We start from the raw sequence: 19,766 nt of genomic DNA, 5'->3' as shown, positions 1-19,766 counted from the left end.
GAGCGGTCGGCGCGGCTTTGCTGCAGTGCAACATGACAGGACACCGCGTGATCGGCCCAGCAGAGATCGACGAGATGATGGCGGAATATGCCGAGACGATCGCCTGGACGGGTGCCGGCGAGACGTCAGCCCCGTCGTGGCCGCTCTTCGTGCGCGAGCATCACCTGGACGAAGCCGACCGGCAGCTGATCGGCAGCCAGGCCGGCGCGGTCGTCACCTGCCCGAAGGCGGCGACGTAACCGATCGCTCGTGCTGCAGGATCACGGGCCGGCGCAGCGGAGTTAACCCTCGTAGGGTTGCTGGGCCGCGGCGGGAGCAGCCGAGAGAAGGCTAAGCCCAATCGTCACGACAGCCCCGGTTCGCATGGCTTTCTCTCCGACCTGTCCGATATCTTCCGACGAGGTGGCTGGCCGGGCAACGATCCTGAACGCATCGGCCTCGGCGGCGTCCGGAGACGATGCAGCCCTCGAATGACGCCCGCCCCGCAAGGCCAGTATCACCCGTCGGAACCGAAGCTGCCTTCCGGCTTTCGCCCGACGTCGCAGCCATGTCCGCGCCCTACGAAAGTTCTTCCATGCGGTACAACAATCTTGGCCAGACCGGCCTTCTGGTGTCCGAGCTGTGCCTCGGCACCATGACCTTCGGTGGCACCGGCGAGGTCTGGAGCAAGATCGGCGACCTCGGCCAAAGCGAGGCCGACGCGCTGATCAAGGTCGCGCTCGACGGCGGCATCAACTTCCTGGACACGGCGGACGTCTATTCCGAGGGTCGCTCGGAGGAGATTACCGGGCAGGCCATCAAGAATCTCGGCATCGCGCGCGAGGATGTCGTGGTGGCCACGAAAGGGTTCGGGCGGGTCGGCTCCGCTCCCGGCCCGAACCGGGTCGGCGCCTCCCGGGCCCACATCCTCCAGGCCTGCAAGAACAGCCTGCGGCGGCTCCGGCTCGACCATGTCGACCTCTACCAGCTGCACGGTTTCGACGCCGCGACCCCGGTCGAAGAGATGCTGGAGGCGCTGGACGTGCTCGTTCGGCACGGCCACGTCCGCTATGTCGGGGTCTCGAACTGGGCCGCCTGGCAGGTCGCGAAGGCGCTCGGCATCGCGGAGCGGAAGAACCTCGCCCCGCCCCGCATATTGCAGAGCTACTACACCCTGGCCGGCCGCGACCTCGAGCGCGAGATCGTGCCGATGCTCCTGTCCGAAAAGGTCGGCCTGATGGTCTGGAGCCCGCTCGCCGGCGGCCTCCTGTCCGGCAAATACGATCTCGACGAGGCCGACGACACGACGCAAGGCACCGGCCGGCGCGCCAGCTTCGACTTCCCGCCCGTCGAGCGGCCTCGCGCCCGCGCCGCCGTCGTGGTGCTCCGCGAGATCGCTGGCGAGAAGGGCTGCAGCGTGGCCCAGGTCGCGCTCGCCTGGCTGCTGCACCAGCCCGTCGTCACGAGCGTCATCGTCGGCGCGAAACGGCCGGACCAGCTTGCCGACAATCTCGGGGCGGTCGACGTCGTGCTGACAGACGACGACCTCGCCCGCCTCGATGCCGCGAGCGCATTGCCGAAGGAGTATCCGGGCTGGATGATCGAGCGGCAGGCGGGGCTCAGGCCGAAGCAGGGGGGGCGGCGGGCGGGATGAGAATTGGCCGTCGTGCGTGCGTCGAGGCTCGCCTCAAGCCTTGGCCAGATCCCCCACGAGGCTCGCCGCGACCGTCATCTTCGATACGGTAAGCCCGGAGGCCGCGATGGCTTCCACGGCGCCCCGGATACGGTCGGCTTCGCCGCCGCGGATAGCTTGCCAGGCCGAAAGGGCGTCGGGGCCGGTCGCATCACCCGTCACCACCTCCGAGGTCAGGCGGCGGTGAGCTTCGGCCACGGAATCGATGGCGCGGTCGCGGGCGAGGCGGTCGTAATGGTCGAGGACCGGGATCGTGGAGGCAGCCTCGGCGAGCTCGCCCAGTCGGAACAGGGCGCCGACCGCGAAATGCGTCGCGGCGACGTCGGTGATCGCTCGGCCGGTACGACGAGCGACCAGCACGATGTCCGGCGCGGCCGCGAGGTCCGGGAGTGCGGCGAGGCGGCGGGCAAGGCCGGCCGGCACGCCGCCGCTGGCGACGGATTCGGACCGGGCCGTCCAGGCCTCGCGTCGTGCCGCTGAAAGGGCGGAGTCCAGCGCCGCCGAGACCTCGGCGATGCCGGCCCCATATTGCCCGACGACGTCGTCGAGCGAGCGCGTCTTGAAATCGACGTTGCGGATGAACCAGACGATGCGGGACAGCATCAGCTCCTGGACCGCGGCATAGAGCGCGAGCTGCTGCTCGCCCGGGACCTTGCCGTCGAGCGCGTCGATTCCCCAATAGAGGTCGGTGAGGCCGAAAGAATCGCGCGTCGCCGCATAGGCGGCCGCGATGGTGGTGGCGTCGGCGCCCGTGTCGTCGACGAGGCGGGTGACGATCGCGGGGCCGCCCCGGTTCACGATGGCGTTCGCGAGTTGCGTGGAGATGATCTCCCGGCGCAGCCGATGATCCGAAACCGAATCCGGGAAGCGGTCCCGAAGCGCGGCCGGAAAGTAGCGGTCGAGCTCGCGCGACAGATACGGGTCATCCGGCACGGATGAGGCGAGAAGTTCGTCGTGCAAGGCGAGCTTGGCATAGGCGAGGAGCACCGAGAGCTCCGGCCTTGTCAGTCCCTCGCCGGCCTGGCGCCGGGCCGCGAGCGCGGCCTCGTCCGGCAGGAATTCGATCGGGCGGTCGAGCCGGCCCTCCCCTTCCAGCACCTGCATCAGGCGGGACATGAAGCCGAGATCAGCCGTCCCGCGCCGCTGCGACAGGGAAAGCGCCAGCGTCTGCAGATAGTTGTTGCGCAAGACGAGGCTCGCGACCTCGTCCGTCATCTCCCGCAAGAGCGCGTTCCGGTCGTCCGGAGCGAGACGGCCGTCGCGCTCCGGGACGGAGAGCGCGATCTTGATATTCACCTCGATGTCCGAGGTGTTCACCCCGGCCGAATTGTCGATCGCGTCGGTGTTCAGCCGGATCCCCGCCCGGGCCGCCTCGACGCGGCCGCGCTGGGTCATGCCGAGATTGGCGCCCTCACCCACGACCTGGGCCCGGATCTCGCGGCCGGCGATCCGGATCGGGTCGTTGGCGCGGTCGCCGGCGGCCGCATCGGTCTCGTCTGAGGCCCGCACATAGGTGCCGATGCCGCCGAAGAAGAGGAGGCCGACCGGTGCGCGCAGGATCGCGCTCATCAGCTCGGACGGAGCGATCTCGCTCTGCCCGAGGCCCAGGGCCTTCTGGGCCTCGGGCGAGAGCGGGATCGACTTCGCGGAGCGCGGAAACACGCCGCCGCCGGCCGAGATCAGGCCCTTGTCGTAATCCTGCCAGCTCGAGCGCGGGAGGGCGAAGAGACGCTCGCGTTCCAGGAAGGCGAGATCCGCGTCCGGGTCCGGGTCGATGAAGATGTCGCGGTGGTCGAAGGCGGCCACGAGCTTCACGCTCTGCGAGAGCAGCATGCCGTTGCCGAACACGTCGCCCGACATGTCGCCCACGCCCACGACCGTGACCGGCTCCTTCTGGATGTCGACGTCGATCTCGCGGAAGTGCCGCTTCACGGCCTCCCAGGCGCCCCGGGCCGTGATCGCCATCTGCTTGTGGTCGTAGCCGTTCGAGCCCCCGGACGCGAAGGCGTCGCCGAGCCAGTGGCCGCGCTCGAGCGAGATCGCGTTCGCGATGTCGGAGAAGGTGGCCGTACCCTTGTCGGCGGCGACCACGAGATAGGGGTCGTCGCCGTCGCGCCGCACCGTATCGGCGGGGTGGACCACGGTTGCGCCGTCGAGATTGTCGGTGAGGTCGAGGAGGGTGCGGACGAAGAGCCGGTAGGCCTCCGTCCCCTCGGCGAGCCAGGCGGCCCGGTCCGAGGCCGGCGGCAGGAGCTTCGGGAAGAACCCGCCCTTGGCGCCGACCGGCACGATCACGGCGTTCTTGACCTGCTGCGCCTTCACGAGGCCCAGCACCTCGGTGCGGAAGTCCTCCGGCCGGTCGGTCCAGCGCAGGCCCCCGCGCGCGACCTTGCCGAAGCGGAGATGCAAGGCCTCGACCCGCGGCGAGTTCATGAAGATCTCATAAAGCGGCTTTGGCCGCGGCATCGCGTCGACGGCCGAGGCCTCGAACTTGAAGGCGATGATGGTCGGCGGCAGCCCGTCCGGGCCGAGCTGGAAGAAGTTCGTCCGGAGCGTCGCATCGACGAGATTCAGGAAGCGGCGCAGGATGCGATCGTCGTCGAGGCTCGTCACGGCCGCGAGCAGGGCGGCGATCCGCTCCCGTGCCTCGCTTTCGCGGCCGGCCCGGGCCTCATCGGCCTCCTTCGGGTCGAACCGGGCCGTGAAGAGGGCCACGATCGCGGCCACGATCTCGCCGTGCCGGGCGAGGACATCGGCGAGGTAATCCTGGCTGTAGGGGATCACGATCTGCCGGAGGTAGCGGCCGTAGGCGCGGAACAGGGCCGCCTCGCGCCAACCGAGCCCGGCCTCGACGACGAGCTGGTTGAAACGGTCCGATTCGGCGATGCCGCGGAACACAGCCAGGAGCGCCGCTTCGAGACGACCTTCGACTGCGGCGATGTCGAGATCCTGGCCGGTCGCGCGTTGGAGCGCCATGTCGTGCAGCCAGGCTCGGTTCTCGCCCTCGCCGGCGATCCGGTAGGTCCGCTCGTTCACGACCCGGAAGCCGAGCCGCTCGAGCAGCGGCACGCGTTCGGAGAGCGGCAACGGCGCGCCCCGCGAAAACAGCTTCAGGTCGACCCGGCTCGCGGGCTCGCCCTCGCGGCGGTAGATATCAACCGCGCGCGGCCGCGCCTCGCTCAGATGCTCGAGCCGCTCGATATCGGCGAGGGCGACCGGAGTGTCGAAGGCCTCGCGATAGGCGGCCCCGAAGGCGCCGGCATAGCGGGTCGCCAGCGCGCGGGCCCGGGGGCCGCCGACGGTCCCGGCGAGGGCATCGCCGAGCCGGTCGGCCCAGGTCCGGGCGATCGCCGCGATCTCGGCCTCCAGCGTCTCGCGGCTGACCTCGGGCGTCGCGCCGCCGTCGCGTCCGATGATGAAATGGGTGCGGGCGAGCACGCCCTCCGGATAGGCCGGATACACCGCCGAGACGCGGCCCTGGTAGGCCTCCGCCAGATACTTGCCGATCCGGTCGCGGGTCGCGCTGTCGTCGCGGTCCTTGCGAAGATAGACGATCACGGAGACGTAGCGGTCGTGACGGTCGACCCGGGCCAGCGCGCGGACCCGGGGATGCTCGCGCAGTCGGAGAAGCTCGAGGGCGAAGCCGTAGAGCGTGTCCTCGTCGATCTGGAACAGCTCGTCGCGCGGAATATCCTCCAGCGTCTCGACCAGCATGCGGCCGGCGAAGCTCGCCGGATCGAACCCGGCGCGGGCGAGGACCCGGGCGACCTTGCGGCGCAGATAGGGCGTCTCGGGTGCCGGGCTCGCATAGGCCGAGCCGGTGAACAGCCCGACGATGGCGAGTTCTCCCCAGAGCCGGCCGGAGGGCGAGAACAGCTTCGCGCCGACATAGTCGAGATAGGCTCGTTTCAGCACCCGCGACCGCACGCTGGCCTTGGTGATGATGAGCGCCTCCGGACGCTCCATGAAGGCCCGGATCTCGGGCGTGATCGAGACAGACTGCCCGCCGCGCCGCAGGACCTGGATCTCGGGATCGGCGAGGAGCCCGAGGCCGGATCCATCCAACGGTTCCGGCGTGCCCACGCCCTCCGGGATGCGGGAGGCCCGCATGCCGACCAGGGTGAAGTGGCGCTCGTTCAGCCAGTCCAGGAAGGCGCAGGTCTCCTCGCGCTCGTCTTCCGGGAGCGGCGGCGGATTGTTGCGGTAATCCTCGGCGAGACCCGCGAGTTGAACCCGCATCGCCTCCGCGTCGCGGGCGACCGCCGCGACATCGGCATAGGTCCGGCCGAGCGCCTCGACGAGGCCGGCCCGGGCCTCCGGGTCGTCGATCCGGTCGAGATGGATGTGGATCAGGCTTTCGCGCCGGCCGCCCGAGGGAGCGCCCGTCGTCGCCTCGCCGTGGAGACGCAGGAGCCCGCCATCCTCGCCGCGCTCGACCGCCAGGATCGGGTGGGCGACGAGAACCGGTTCGAGGCCGCGTGAGTCCAGTTCGGCCAGGGTCGAATCGAGCAGGAAGGGCATGTCGTCGTTGACGACGTCGAGGAGCGTGAGCTCGCGGGAGCGGCCGGCCTGCTCGACGGCGACGTCGGCGAGCGCCATCGCGGGCGCGCCGTCCTGGCGCGGCCGCGCCAAGAGCTCTCCGGCGGTCCCGGCGACGGCGTCGAGGACCTCGTCCGGGTAGGGCTTCAGATCCTCGGCCGGGACCCGGGCGAAGAGGAAGCTGCGAAGGTCGCCGGCCGGGCGCTCGGGCGCGGTTTCGATAGATCCCGGCTCGGCCAGGCTCGTCGCATCACCATCCATCGTGAACCCCGGTCGGCCGCGTGTCGGGCGCTGCTACGTCCCACGCATAACATGCCCACGACGGCTTTCGAGCCCCGACGCGATCGGTCGTCAGCGGAACGTGCGAAGCGGCGCGACGGCGGGCCCGCGGAAGGCGTCGGCGGGCGGGCCATCGAGCCTGACGGACGAGAAGGAGGTGCGAACCTTTGGGTCCGGCTCGTTCAGCACCGCGCCGGTCGTGAGCGGCTGCACGCGGCTGCGGCTGGTCGGCACCTCCGCGCGTCGCCCGGGCGTGGTCGGGGTCGCGGCAGCCTCGAACAGGCTGCGCAGCGCGGCCCGGTCGTCGCCAGGGGCCGGGATCGCGCCCGGCCGTGGGCCGGGCCTCATCTCGCCGCGCTGTCCCGGCGCAGCTGGCGGCGAGATGCCGGCGAGCATCCCGATGTCGGGCCTGGCCGGGGCGACCGCGCCGGAGGCGGCTAGCGCAACGAGGTCGCTCGGCCGTCGCGGCGGCACCGGAGCCGGCGCCCTGGGGGCGGTCTCCGGCGCGGCCGCGCCCTCCCCGCTCGCGGCGGCGACCGGCATGCGGCCGCCGGCGCGCGGGGCCTCGGCCGGCTGTCGGCTTCCGAAGAAGCTCCAGCCGCCGGCATCGTCGCCGGCGGCTACCGGGGCGGCGGCGGCTGCCTGGCGTCCGCCGGACGGCTGGCCGCGGTAGAAATCGCTGTCCTCGTCGTCGCCGCCGCCGAACAGGGTCGCCCACAGGCTCTTGCGCGGCCCGGAGCTCTCCTCGCCCGCATCGGCATAGGAGGCGTAGCCCGCCACGGCGCCGCCCCGGGCCAGGATCGTGGCCTTGGCCTCCTCGTAGCCGGCCATCGGTTTGCCGTCCTTCGGGATATGGACCGTGCGGCCATCCGGGAACAGGCGGGCGAGCTGCGGGCGCGGCATCCGCGGCCAGGACCGGACCGAGCCCGCATCGAGGTGGACGAAGGGGTTGTAGGCATTCGCATAGAACCCGACCCCGCCATTCTGGAGCCGCATGCCGATCTCGCGCACCCGCGCCATGGATGCGTCGGGCAGGTAGAAATCCATCGCCTTGCCCAGCATGTGTTGGCTATGCTCGGCGACGGCGCGCGATCGGCGGCGCAGGGACGCATTCGTCTGGGGCGACCGGTAGGCCGAGACGACGCGGATCGGCTCGCGCGCACCCACTTCGCGATAGACCTGCCAGACGATGTCGAAGAGCCGGGGATCCATCTGGGTCGGCTCGTCGAGGCGCCAGTCGCGCAGGAGCCAATTCAGCTGCTTCAGCCCACCCGCATCGTATTGTCCGTTGCGCCGGAAGGTGACCGACGCGCTTTCCTTGGTATGTTCGTGGATGATCTCGATCGTCCGCGTGTCGCCATTCGCGACGGCGTCCTGGGTCGTATCGATCGCCGAGACGAGGACCAGCGCAGCGGCCGACAGGCCGAGAAGGACGCACCATCTCCGACCAGCGGTTGTGAGACGGCCACGCGAACGCCCTGTCGTCACGCCAGACCTGCCCCCTCGCCGCACCGCCTGCGACGTCGCCCGTCGATGGTTAACGCAGGGTTACCGAAGCGGTGAGCCCACGCGTCAAGAAGCGTTTCGCGGCTTGTGCCGCCTGTTGGCCGATTTCATGCCAGAACGGAAGCGCTTCGTCGAGATCGGCTTCCGTTCGGAGCACGCCTTCGGCCGGAACGCGCAAGGACACGGGACGCTGAACGAGGACGAAGGAAATCCGGGCGAGACGGCCACGTCCATGGCCCGGCGGCGGCGCGCCGCGATCCTGTTGATGTGCGGGGCCGTATTCTGCTTCGCGGGCCTGGACGCGTCGTCAAAATGGGCCTCGCAACATGTGGACCCGATCGTCACCACCTGGTTCCGCTACGCGGCCAGCGTCGCGATGGTCTCGCTCGTGCTGAATCCCTGGACGCGGCCGAGGCTCCTGCATTCGAACCGGTTCTTCCTGCAGGTTCTGCGATCCATCCTCCTCTTCCTCTGCACGATCCTGAACTTCTTCGCCTTGCCGCACCTCCAGCTCGCGCAGTCGATCTCGATCCAATTCGCGATGCCGATCATCGTCGCGCTGCTGGCTGGCCCCCTGCTCGGTGAATGGGCTGGCCCGCGCCGGCTCGCCGCGATCGGGGTCGGCTTCCTCGGCGTGCTCGTCGTGACGCGGCCCGGGGCGGGCTCGATGAATTCGGCCGCTTGGCTCGTTCTCGGCAGCACGATCCTCTACGCGTGCTATGCGCTCGTGACCCGGATGCTCGCCGCCCACGACCCCTCGGCCACGACCATCACCTATTCGGGCCTCGCCGGCGTGCTCCTGCTGACACCCGTCCTGCCATTTTTCTGGACGACGCCGCCGACCCTCCTCGTCTGGCTCGCGCTTGCCGCAACCGGGCTCTTCGGGGCGGTGGGCCATGGTTTCTTGACGCTGGCTCATGCACGGGCGCCGGCGCCGGTGCTGTCGCCCTTCATCTACACCCAGCTCATCTGGATGGTGGCGCTCGGCTATTTGGTCTTCGGCGACGTGCCGGACGGATGGACCTTCGCCGGCGCCGCGATCGTCATCGCCTCCGGCCTCTACCTCCTGATCTGGGAGCGGGCGCGGGGCCGAGTGGATTAGGGCTGCCACGAGGGCGTCGTTGCCTCGGCAAGGTGTTAGGACCGGCTTCAATCGCACCAGAAGACCGACCACGAGGGCGGGGTCAGCGCGGCAGCATCGAAGGCGTCGTTCCGCGCGACCTCAGGAATCCGAGATCCGCCAGAGCCTCACGCACCTCCGAGAACCGGACGCAGTCCATCACTCAGGCGGCCTGGCGTCCGATCTCGTCGACGAAGGTGAAGTCCGGCTTTGGCACGCCTTCGAGTTCGGCCATCTTGTCGAGGACTGAGATGGCCTCGCGCTTGGCGGCTGCCAGGGTCTCCATGGCCACATGGAGGCCTTGCACGTCAGGCGAGGTGAAGACGTGGTAACGCCCATCGAGCAGCGTCTTGTGGATCAGGCGAACGAGGGGGAGCATCGCGAGACCTGCTGAAGCTCACCCCAGAAAGTGAGTCCGGTGCGGCGAATGTCAATTCGGGAGAGGCCCATAGGGCGGCAAGGTCGCCCGCCATCCCGAGCGGGTCGGATCAGTTCCCGACCGACACGCCGCTCTTGGCCACCACGTCGCGCCAGGTCGCGATCTCCTTGAGGAAGCGCGCGCGGTGCGCCTCGGGCGTGAGCTCGGCCTCGGGATAGACGTCGGTCCCGACCGCCGCGAAGCGCGACCGGATGGTGACGTCCGCGAGCGCGATCCGGAGCGCCTTGTTCAGTGCCGCGACGACCGGGGCCGGCGTGTCCTTCGGCGCATACATCGCGTGCCAGATGACGAATTCGAAGCCCGGCAGCCCGACCTCCTGCAGGGTCGGCAGGCCCTTCAGCACGTCGAGGCGCTTTGCGGAGGTCACCGCGTAGCCCTTCACCGTCCTGGCCTCGATCTGGGGCACGGCATTGGTGCTCTGGTCGCAGAGGAGGTCGACCTGCCCGCCCATGAGGTCGTTCATGGCAGGGCCGGTGCCCCGATAGGCGACTTCGGTGATCTTGGCGCCGACCGCCTGCTGCAGCAGGAGCCCGCAGAGATGCGCGTTCGACCCGATCCCGGCATGCGCCATCGTGGTCTTCGGGCCGTCTTCCTTGAGCTTGGCGAGGAGCGCCTTGGCATCGGCGGCCGGGTAATCCTTGCGCGTGGCGAGGGCCATCGGGCCGAAATTGACGAGACCGAGCGGCTCGAAGGCGGTCGCCGTATCATATGGCAGGGACTTGTAGAGCGAGGCCGAGGCCGGCAGCGCGACATGGGCGATCAGGAGCGTGTAGCCGTCGGGATCGGCCTTCGCGGTCCGGGCCGCGCCGACGGTGCCGCCAGCACCGGTGACGTTCTCGATCACCACCTGCTGGCCGAGGGTCGCCGACATCGAGTGGCCGACGAGACGGGCGATGGCGTCGCTCGGGCCTCCCGCCGCGAAAGGTACGATCAGCGTGATCGGCCGGACCGGATAGGTCTGGGCCGATGCCGGGAGGGCGAAAGCCGCGAGGGCCGCAGCCGCCATGAACAGGCGCCGTGTCTGGGTCATGGTCCTTGGGTCTCCCGGTTCGCGTGTTCTCCAAGCTTCATGTCGTGCAGACCGGGCGGGCGACAACCCCCCTTTTGGACTGCCATGGCCGGGCGCCTGGTGCTATCGATGACGGCAACGAGGCAGTGCCATGTCCAAGAACGAAGCCGATCCGCGTTTCCCGATCCTGCGCGAACTCGGGCGCAAGATCCTCTGGCTCTCGACCTGGACGATCCATCACGCGAACCACGTCCGGTCCTCGAGCGACGGGCTCAAGGTCGGCGGCCACCAGGCCTCCTCGGCCTCGCTCTCCACCATCCTGACGGCGCTCTACCTGGCGGTGCTGCGGCCGCAGGACCGGGTCGCCGTGAAGCCGCATGCGAGCCCGGTCTTCCACGCGATCCAATACCTCTTCGGCCGCCAGACCCGGGAGAAGCTGGAAGCCTTCCGGGCCTATGGGGGCGCGCAATCCTATCCGTCCCGCACCAAGGACACCGACGACGTCGATTTCTCGACCGGCTCGGTCGGGCTCGGCGTCGCCCAGACGCTCTTCGCGAGCCTCGTCCAGGATTACGTCCATTCCCACGGCTGGGCCGGCGACCGGCCCGAGGGCCGCATGATCGCGCTGGTCGGCGATGCCGAGATGGACGAGGGCAACATCTTCGAGGCGCTGCTGGAGGGCTGGAAACAGGGCCTCCGCAACACCTGGTGGATCATCGACTACAACCGCCAGAGCCTCGACGCCGTGGTGCGCGAGGGGCTGTTCGACCGGTTCGAGGCGATCTTCGCCGCCTTCGGTTGGGACGTCGTCGTGCTGAAATACGGCTCGCTCCAGGACGCCGCCTTCGCCGAGCCGGGCGGCGAGCGGCTCCGGACCTGGATCGATACCTGCCCGAACCAGCTCTATTCCGCCCTCACCTTCCAGGGCGGCGCGGCTTGGCGGCGTCGCCTCATGGACGATCTCGGCGACCAGGGCGCTGTCACGGCCCTGATCGAGCGCAGGAGCGACGACGAACTCCAGGCGCTGATGTCGAATCTCGGCGGCCACGACCTGCCGAACCTGATCCAGGCCTTCGAGCGCATCGACCACGACCGGCCGGTCGTCTTCATCGCCTACACGATCAAGGGTTTCGGGCTGCCCCTCGCCGGGCACAAGGACAACCATGCGGGCCTCCTCACCCCGACCCAGCTCGAGGGTTTCCAGGCCGGCATGAAGGTCCGGCCCGGCCACGAATGGGACCGGTTCGAGGGCCTGCCGGGCGACCCGGCCGATTACGAGCGGTTCCTGGCCGAGGTGCCGTTCTTCCGCGAAGGGCCGCGCCGGTTCGCCGCGCCGGTCATCCCGGTGCCAGAGACCTTTCCGGTCCCGACCCAGCCCTCGATCTCCACCCAGCAGGGTTTCGGGCTGATCCTGAACGATCTCGCCCGGGCCGATTCGGACTTCGCCGACCGCATCGTCACGACCTCGCCCGACGTCACCGTCTCGACCAATCTAGGACCCTTCGTGAACCGGCGCGGACTTTTCGCCCGGGCCGAGATGAAGGACCTGTTCCGGTCCGAGCGCATTCCGTCGACCTTCTCCTGGGATTTCGGGCCGAAGGGCCAGCACATGGAACTCGGCATCGCCGAGATGAACCTGTTCCTGATGCTGTCAGCGCTTGGCCTGTCGCGTTCGCTCTTCGGCGCGCGCCTGCTGCCGGTCGGGACGCTCTACGACCCGTTCATCTCGCGCGGCCTCGATGCCCTGAACTACGCCTGCTACCAGGATGCCCGCTTCCTGCTCGTCGCGACCCCGTCCGGCGTGGCGCTGGCGCCGGAGGGCGGGGCGCACCAGTCTATCGGGACGCCGCTGATCGGGATGGCGCAAGACGGGCTCGCCTCGTTCGAGCCGGCCTTCGTCGACGAACTCTCGGTCGCAATGCGGTGGGCCTTCCAGCACATGCAGCGCGAGGCCGGACCCGATGCCGGGCCGCTGGACGATCCGGATGCGGCAGGCGGCTCCGTCTATCTCCGGCTCTCGACCCGGAGCCTCGCCCAGCCGCAGCGCGAGATGAATGGCGACCTCGCCGTTGGCATCATCGCCGGCGCCTATTGGATGCGGAAACCCGGCCCCAATGCCGAGGTCGTCGTGGCCTACCAGGGCACGCCGGCCCCGGAGGCGATCGCTGCCGTGGGCCTGATGAGCGAGGACCGCCGCGACGTCGGGCTCCTCGCCGTCACCTCCGCGGACCGCCTCCATGCGGGCTGGAACGCCGCGACCCGCGCCCGCGAGCGCGGCTTTGTCGGCGCCCGCTCGCATGTGGAGCGGCTTCTCGCCGAGGTGCCGCGGAATTGCGGGCTCGTCACGGTGCTCGACGGCCATCCGGCGACCCTGTCCTGGCTCGGCTCGGTGGCCGGTCACCGGGTCCGGGCGCTCGGCGTCGAGCGCTTCGGGCAGACCGGGACGATCGACGACCTGTTCCGCCATTACGGCATCGACGCCGAGGGCATCGCGAGGGCCGCCGAGGCGATCGCGCCCGGCCGGCCGATCCGGCATCTCCGCCGCGTCGGCTGAGGCGACCGGCCACGTCTGTAAGACACTCTTTCGCGCCGCATTCGTCGCCGTTAATCTTGGCCGTTCATGGGAAGGAAAGGCCGTGCGTCGTGATCTCCTGCTGCTCGTTCTGCTCGCGATGTCCGGTCCGGCGGTAGGCCAGACCTACCGTTCGAGGGCAGCTGGCGCGAGGGCGACAACCTCTGCGAGTACGGCATGAGATTGAGCGCGACGCAGATGAACGAGCTTGCTGCGAATGGCATTTGCCGCTTCACCAGCCTCTCGCGCCAGGACGGGGCGACCTACACCTATGTCGCGCAGTGCAGCGACGACACGGGACGTTACACGACTTCGGGTACCATCCGGATGGCAGGTCCGAACCGCCTCATGCTTCGCGACAGGCGGATGCGCGGCCAGGTGACGACCTACGACCGCTGCTGATTCGACTGAAGAAGCCAAGACGAGGACTCGGTCGATGGCGACCGAGCTTCTCGTCCACGCCGTTCGTGGACCAGGACGGGATCGCCCGTTTCAGCACGAACGCGCTAATCGTCCCCCGGTCGGCCTGACCGCAGCGCTTTTACCCGCCCCCTCTTCTCCTTGCCGACGAGCCGACGTTCCTTCGAGCCGAGCGTCGGCCGGGTCGGGCGACGGACCTTCGGCACGATCGTCGCGGCCCGGATCAGCTCGACCAGCCGCTCGAGCGCGTCGGCGCGGTTGCGCTCGCGGGTGCGGAAGCGCTGGGCGTCGATGACGATGACGCCGTCCTGCGTCATGCGACGTCCGGCGAGCCCGCGCAGCCGCAGCTTCACGCCGTCGGGCAGGTTCGGCGAGCCGGCCGCGTCGAATCGCAGCTCGACGGCGGTCGAGACCTTGTTGACGTTCTGACCTCCGGGCCCCGAGGCCCGCACGAAGGTCTCGCCGATTTCGTCGTCGTGGAGCTGGATGCGAGGGGTGACGGCAATCATCCCCGATTTCCGCGCAGGCCGTGGATGGAAGGCATCACCCCGCCTTCGTGGCCGCCGCGAGATAGTTCACGGCCGTGTCGGAGACGAGGCGCCACTCGTCGGCGAGCGGGTTGAACATCATGCCGCGGGTGCCAAAACCCGCAAGGCCGGCCCGGAGCGTGGCGCGGCGGAGCTCGTCCGGGGTGACGAATCTCTCCCAATCGTGGGTGCCGCGCGGAAGCCAGCGCAGCACGTATTCCGCGCCGACGATGGCGAGCGCGAAGGATCGCAGCGTCCGATTGATCGTGGCCATGAGGAGAAGGCCATCCGGACGCAACGCCGCCGCGCAGGCGCCGACGAAGGCGTCCACATCGGCCACGTGTTCCACCACCTCCATGGCGACGACGAGATCGTAGCGCTCGCCCCGTCCGGCCACGGCCTCGACCGTCTCCGCCCGGTAGTCGATCGCGAGCCCGCCGGCCTCGGCATGCCGGCGCGCCGCCTCGATATTGGCCCGGGCGGGATCGAGGGCCACGACGGCGCCGCCGAGCCGCGCCAGCGGTTCGGACAGCAATCCGGCCCCGCAGCCGACATCGAGCACGTCGAGGCCCTCGAACGGGAAGGCAACCCTCGCGTCGCGCGAAAAATGCCGGCAGGCCTCCTCGCGCAGCCAACGGAGCCGCACCGGATTGATCCGGTGCAGCGGCCGCATCGGGCCGTTCGGGTCCCACCAATCCCGCGCGATGCGGTCGAACTTGGCGATTTCGGCCGGGTCGACCGAGGACGTTCGCGCTGCTCCCGTCATCATGCGCCACCACCATCGGGATGTGCCGGGGAGACTCGACCGAGAACCCTCTCCCCGTCGGGGTGAGGGCAGGGCGAGGGGGAGGCCGCTCTCCGGAGTTGTGGCTCGCGCTGCGTTGACATCCCGCGACCTTACTTGATACCGGCCGGCCGATCGACACCCGCCCGCGTCGGCAACCTTCGAAAGCCCGTCAGCAGCCGATGCCCCGCCTCGTGATGAAGTTCGGCGGCACCTCGGTCGCGACGGTCGAGCGTCTCCGCAACGTCGCCCGCCACGTCGCCCGCGAGGTGCGGGCCGGCTACGACGTCGCTGTCGTCGTCTCGGCCATGGCCGGGAAGACGAACGAGCTCGTCGGCTGGGTCAAGGAGGCCGGCGCGCTCGCTGATCCGGCCGAATACGACGCGGTCGTGGCGTCGGGCGAGCAGGTGACGTCGGGGCTGCTGGCGATCGTCCTGCAGCAGGCCGGCCTTCCGGCGCGGTCCTGGCAGGGCTGGCAGATCCCGATCCAGACCTCCGACCAGCATGGCTCGGCCCGCATCGTCTCGATTGACGGCGCCGGCATCCTCGACCGGTTCGAGGCCGCGCGGGAGATCGCCGTCGTGTCGGGCTTCCAGGGCGTCCATGCCGAGACCGGCCGGCTCGCGACGCTCGGGCGCGGCGGATCGGATACGAGCGCGGTCGCGCTCGCGGCCGCGCTCAAGGCGGAGCGCTGCGACATCTATACGGACGTGGACGGCGTCTACACGACCGATCCCCGCATCGTGCCGCGCGCGCAGCGCCTGGACCGCGTCGCCTTCGAGGAGATGCTGGAGATGGCATCCCTCGGGGCCAAGGTGCTCCAGGTCCGCTCGGTCGAGCTCGCCATGGTGCACCGGGTCCCGACCTATGTGCGCTCGTCCTTCGACGATCCCGACCACCCCAATCCCGGCACCCTGATCTGCGACGAGGAGGATATCGTGGAACACCCCGTCGTCACCGGCATCGCCTTTTCGCGCGACGAAGCCCAGATCACGCTGCGGCGCGTGGCCGACAAGCCGGGCGTCGCGGCCGCGATCTTCGGTCCGCTCGCGGACGCGAATGTGAATGTGGACATGATCATCCAGGTCGTGTCCGACGACGCGGCCACGACCGACATCACCTTCACCGTCCCGACCGCCGATTACGACCGCTCGCGCGCGCTCCTCGAGGCGAACAAGGAGGCGATCGGAGCGGCCGTGATCCAGGGTGCGACAGACGTCGTGAAGGTGTCGGCGATCGGCGTCGGCATGCGCTCGCATGCAGGCGTCGCCTCCCGGGCCTTCAAGGCGCTCGCCGAAAAGGGCATCAACATCCGGGCGATCACGACCTCCGAGATCAAGTTCTCGGTGCTGATCGACGCCGCCTATACCGAGCTTGCGGTCCGGACGCTCCACTCGCTATACGGCCTCGATAAGGCCTGAAACGGGCCAGGAGTCGGGGGACTCGCGGCGGCACAGGACAAGCCGCCACATCCCGCTCACAGGAAGATCGATGCCAGGTGCTCCGGGCGGCCCGCGCGTACTCCTGCGCCGCCTCCGCGAGGTCATGGCGGAGCCGGTGGCCGCACAGACGCGCCTCGACCGGATCGTCGTCCTGATCGCGGCCAACATGGTGTCCGAGGTCTGCTCGCTCTACGTGATGCGGGCCGACAACGCGCTCGAACTCTACGCGACCGAGGGCCTCAACCGGGAGGCCGTGCATCTCACCAAGATGCGGGCCGGCGAGGGTCTCGTCGGGCTGATCGCGGAAAATGCCGAGCCGCTCGCGCTCTCGGACGCCCAGACCCATCTGGCCTTCTCCTACCGTCCCGAGACCGGAGAGGAGGCCTATCACGGCTTCCTCGGCGTGCCGGTGCTCCGCGCCGGCAACACGCTCGGCGTCCTGGTCGTCCAGAACGCCGCCCGGCGAATCTATACCGAGGAGGAGGTCGAGGCTCTCCAGACGACCTCGATGGTGCTGGCCGAGCTGATCGCCTCGGGCGAACTCGTGGCGCTCGGCGAGCCGGGCTCCGAGACCGCGGCCCGGCGGCCCCTCCATTGCCGGGGCCTGCCGCTCGCGGACGGGCTCGGCCTCGGCTACGTCGTGCTGCACGAGCCGCGCGTGATCGTGCGCAACATCATCGCCTCCGACCTCGATGCCGAGATCGCCCGGCTCGACGCGGCGATCCGCGAGGTCCGGTCGTCGATCGACGAGATGCTGGAGCGTGGCGACATCGCCCATCAGGGCGACCACCGCGACGTGCTCGAGACCTTCCGGATGTTCGCCCACGACCAGGGCTGGCTCCGCCGCATGCGGGACGCCGTCCGGACGGGCATCACGGCCGAGGCCGCGGTCGAGCGGGTGCAGTCGGACAGCCGCGCCCGTATGATGCGTTCGACGGACCCCTATCTGCGCGAGCGGCTGCACGACCTCGACGATCTCGCAAATCGCCTCCTGCACCGGCTCGTCGGGCGCGACCTCGTCGCCTCCCGGGACGTGCTGCCGGACAACGCGATCCTGGTCGCCCGCATGATGGGGCCGGCCGCGCTCCTCGATTACGATCGCTCCCGCCTCCGCGGCCTCGTGCTGGAGGAGGGCGGCCAGACGAGCCACATCGCGATCGTGGCCCGGGCGCTGAACATCCCGGTCGTGAGCGCGGTCGAGAATGCGAGCTCGCTCGTCGAGACGGGCGACGGCATCATCGTCGACGGCGATACGGGCGACGTGCAGGTCCGGCCGCCGCCGGATGTCGAGGCCGCCTATGCCGGCAAGGCCCGGCTCCGGGCTCGGCGACAGGAGCAGTACCGTCAGCTTCGCGACGTCCCCTCGGTCACGCGAGACGCAGTCGAGATCTCGCTTCAGCTGAATGCCGGCCTCCTCGTCGACCTGCCGCATGTCGCCGAGACGGGGGCGGCCGGTGTCGGGCTGTTCCGCACCGAGCTCCAGTTCATGATCGCCGAGCGCATGCCGTCGGCGAAGGAACAGCAGGCGCTCTATGCCGACGTGTTCGCCGTGATGGACGACCGGCCGGTCACCTTCCGATCGCTCGATATCGGCGGTGACAAGCTGCTGCCCTACATGCCGCGGGTGGACGAGGAGAACCCGGCGATCGGCTGGCGGGCGATCCGCATCGCACTCGACCGTCCGGCCCTCCTGCGCATCCAGGCCCGCGCCCTCCTAAAGGCGGCGTCCGGGCGGCATCTCCGCCTCATGTTCCCGATGGTCGCAACCACGGACGAGTATCGGCGCGCGCGGCTCCTGGTCGAGGGCGAGGTCGGGTATCTGCGTCGCACCGGCCACCCGCTGCCGGCCGAGATCTCCCTCGGCGCCATGGTCGAGGTGCCCTCGCTCCTGTTCGACCTCGACGGAATCGCCCGGGAGGCCGACTTCCTGTCGATCGGCTCGAACGACCTCATGCAGTTCCTGTTCGCGGCCGACCGGGACAACAAGCTCGTCTCCGGCCGCTTCGACCCGCTGAGCCTGCCCGCCCTGCGGGCGCTCCGCCGGATCGCGGCCGAGGCAGACGCTGCCGATTGCCCGGTCACGGTCTGCGGCGAGATGGCCGGCCGGCCGATCTCCGCCATGGCGCTGATCGGCCTCGGCTTCCGGCGCCTGTCCATGTCGGCGGCGGCGGTCGGGCCCGTGAAGGCCATGCTGCTGGCGCTCGACACGGGACCGCTCGCGTCCCTCTTGGATGCGGCACTCGCCGGGACGGATCCGGCCACAGGCGGCGCCCGGCCGGAAACGCTGCGGGCGGCGCTCGCGAACTTCGCCGGCGCACACGGGATTCCGCTCTGATGGCGGCACCCCCGCGCGACAAGCTCGACGCGATCCTGGCCCGGCATGCGATCGTCACCGCGACGCTGAACGGGGCGCCGGAACCCGAAGCCTTCGTGGCGCTGTCGCGCGAACTCGCCGAACTCGGCCCCGTGGTCGAGGCGGTGCGGGCGTATCGCGCCGCCCGGGACGAACTCGCCGGTCTCGACGCGATGATCGAGGAGGCGGGCCTCGACGCCGAGATGCGGGCGCTGGCCGAGGACGAGCGCCCGGCGGCCGAGGCGGCCGTAGAGGAGGCAGGCTCGGCCCTGAACCTTCTCCTTCTGCCGAAGGATGCGGCGGACGAGCGGAGTGCGATCCTGGAGATCCGGGCCGGCACCGGCGGCGACGAGGCCGCGCTTTTCGCGGGCGACCTCTTCCGCATGTATGCCCGCTACGCCGAACTGAAGGGCTGGCGCGTCGAGGTGATGACGGAGAGCGAGGGAACGGCCGGCGGCTACAAGGAGCTCGTGGCCGAGATCAAGGGTCGCGGCGTCTTCGCCAAGCTCAAATTCGAATCGGGCGTGCACCGCGTGCAGCGCGTGCCGGATACCGAGGCCTCGGGCCGCATCCACACCTCCGCCGCGACCGTCGCCGTGCTGCCGGAGGCCGAGGAGGTCGACATCGCGATCAACGAGGCCGACCTCAAGATCGAGACGATGCGAGCCCAGGGCGCAGGCGGGCAGCATGTCAACAAGACGGAATCCGCCGTGCGGATGACCCACGTGCCGACCGGCACCGTGGTCTTCGTCCAGGACGAGCGCTCGCAGCACAAGAACCGGGCCCGGGCCATGGGGCTCCTCCGTGCCCGGCTCTACGACCAGGAGCGCACCCGCAAGGACGCCGCCCGGGCGGCCGACCGCAAGTCGCAGGTCGGCTCGGGCGACCGGTCCGAGCGCATCCGCACCTACAACTTCCCGCAAGGCCGGCTCACCGACCACCGCATCAATCTCACCTTGTACAAGCTCGAGGAGGTGATGGCCGGAACCGCGCTCGACGAGGTCGTCGACGCCCTGATGCGCGAGCACCAGGCCGAACTGCTTGCCGCCGAGGGGATGGGGTGAGTTTCGGCCGGGCCTCGAGGGTCCTGCAAATCCACCCGCT

Annotated in this window: 14 protein-coding genes; 8 read left to right on the top strand and 6 right to left on the bottom strand. The window is 69.8% G+C overall.

Features of this window, described 5'->3' with window-relative positions; translation table 11 throughout:
* Positions 1–47 precede the first annotated feature (47 nt).
* The gene (locus ACFE87_RS08005) at positions 48–239 is read left to right on the top strand and encodes a hypothetical protein (RefSeq protein WP_375459100.1); all 192 of its coding nucleotides are present in this window, start codon (positions 48–50) and stop codon (positions 237–239) included.
* A gap of 335 nt (positions 240–574) precedes the next feature.
* Positions 575–1,633: an aldo/keto reductase gene (locus tag ACFE87_RS08000; RefSeq protein WP_375459146.1), complete on the top strand. Its 1,059-nt coding sequence runs from the start codon at positions 575–577 to the stop codon at positions 1,631–1,633.
* 33 nt (positions 1,634–1,666) lie between these two features.
* On the opposite strand, the gene ACFE87_RS07995 is transcribed toward ACFE87_RS08000, so the two are convergent.
* Together ACFE87_RS07995 and ACFE87_RS07990 are read right to left on the bottom strand one after the other, a co-directional pair.
* The gene (locus ACFE87_RS07995; protein ID WP_375459099.1) at positions 1,667–6,472 is read right to left on the bottom strand and encodes an NAD-glutamate dehydrogenase; all 4,806 of its coding nucleotides are present in this window, start codon (positions 6,470–6,472) and stop codon (positions 1,667–1,669) included.
* A 90-nt stretch (positions 6,473–6,562) separates the two neighbouring features.
* A complete protein-coding gene (locus ACFE87_RS07990; RefSeq protein WP_375459098.1) occupies positions 6,563–7,978 on the bottom strand; it encodes a DUF882 domain-containing protein in 1,416 nt (471 codons plus the stop codon).
* A 127-nt stretch (positions 7,979–8,105) separates the two neighbouring features.
* On the opposite strand from ACFE87_RS07990, the gene ACFE87_RS07985 reads away from it, so the two are divergent.
* A complete protein-coding gene (locus tag ACFE87_RS07985; RefSeq protein ID WP_375459097.1) occupies positions 8,106–9,098 on the top strand; it encodes a DMT family transporter in 993 nt (330 codons plus the stop codon).
* 181 nt (positions 9,099–9,279) lie between these two features.
* Here the strand turns inward: ACFE87_RS07985 and ACFE87_RS07980 are convergent, their stop codons facing one another.
* Together ACFE87_RS07980 and ACFE87_RS07975 are read right to left on the bottom strand one after the other, a co-directional pair.
* Positions 9,280–9,495, bottom strand: coding sequence for a hypothetical protein (locus ACFE87_RS07980; RefSeq protein WP_375459096.1), 216 nt, complete (start codon positions 9,493–9,495; stop codon positions 9,280–9,282).
* A 109-nt stretch (positions 9,496–9,604) separates the two neighbouring features.
* A complete protein-coding gene (locus ACFE87_RS07975; protein WP_375459095.1) occupies positions 9,605–10,585 on the bottom strand; it encodes a tripartite tricarboxylate transporter substrate-binding protein in 981 nt (326 codons plus the stop codon).
* A 130-nt stretch (positions 10,586–10,715) separates the two neighbouring features.
* Here ACFE87_RS07975 and ACFE87_RS07970 point away from each other — a divergent pair, with 130 nt between their 5' ends.
* Both ACFE87_RS07970 and ACFE87_RS07965 read left to right on the top strand, forming a co-directional pair.
* Positions 10,716–13,118 carry a transketolase gene (locus tag ACFE87_RS07970; RefSeq protein WP_375459094.1) on the top strand — a complete coding sequence of 801 codons (2,403 nt, stop codon included), beginning with the start codon at positions 10,716–10,718 and terminating at the stop codon, positions 13,116–13,118.
* Between the two features lie 195 nt (positions 13,119–13,313).
* On the top strand, positions 13,314–13,538 hold the full coding sequence (locus ACFE87_RS07965; RefSeq protein ID WP_375459093.1) for a hypothetical protein: 225 nt from the start codon (positions 13,314–13,316) through the stop codon (positions 13,536–13,538).
* A gap of 104 nt (positions 13,539–13,642) precedes the next feature.
* On the opposite strand, the gene arfB is transcribed toward ACFE87_RS07965, so the two are convergent.
* Positions 13,643–14,065: an alternative ribosome rescue aminoacyl-tRNA hydrolase ArfB gene (gene arfB, locus ACFE87_RS07960; RefSeq protein ID WP_375459092.1), complete on the bottom strand. Its 423-nt coding sequence runs from the start codon at positions 14,063–14,065 to the stop codon at positions 13,643–13,645.
* Between the two features lie 34 nt (positions 14,066–14,099).
* Positions 14,100–14,849, bottom strand: a complete 750-nt coding sequence (gene ubiG, locus ACFE87_RS07955; RefSeq protein ID WP_375459145.1) for a bifunctional 2-polyprenyl-6-hydroxyphenol methylase/3-demethylubiquinol 3-O-methyltransferase UbiG — start codon at positions 14,847–14,849, stop codon at positions 14,100–14,102.
* Between the two features lie 200 nt (positions 14,850–15,049).
* Here ubiG and ACFE87_RS07950 point away from each other — a divergent pair, with 200 nt between their 5' ends.
* The 3 genes from ACFE87_RS07950 (at position 15,050) to prfA (ending at position 19,726) form a co-directional block, all read left to right on the top strand.
* Positions 15,050–16,288, top strand: a complete 1,239-nt coding sequence (locus ACFE87_RS07950; protein ID WP_375459091.1) for an aspartate kinase — start codon at positions 15,050–15,052, stop codon at positions 16,286–16,288.
* 70 nt (positions 16,289–16,358) lie between these two features.
* A complete protein-coding gene (ptsP, locus tag ACFE87_RS07945) occupies positions 16,359–18,644 on the top strand; it encodes a phosphoenolpyruvate--protein phosphotransferase (protein WP_375459090.1) in 2,286 nt (761 codons plus the stop codon).
* The gene (gene prfA, locus ACFE87_RS07940; RefSeq protein WP_375459089.1) at positions 18,644–19,726 is read left to right on the top strand and encodes a peptide chain release factor 1; all 1,083 of its coding nucleotides are present in this window, start codon (positions 18,644–18,646) and stop codon (positions 19,724–19,726) included. Before ptsP ends, prfA begins: the two co-directional genes overlap by 1 nt.
* The last annotated feature ends 40 nt before the right edge of the window (positions 19,727–19,766 follow it).

This window comes from uncultured Enterovirga sp. (assembly GCF_964242715.1).
GTDB lineage: Bacteria > Pseudomonadota > Alphaproteobacteria > Rhizobiales > Beijerinckiaceae > Enterovirga.
Note: the sequence above shows the minus strand (reverse complement) of the source record. Positions and strands in the feature narration are given on the sequence as shown.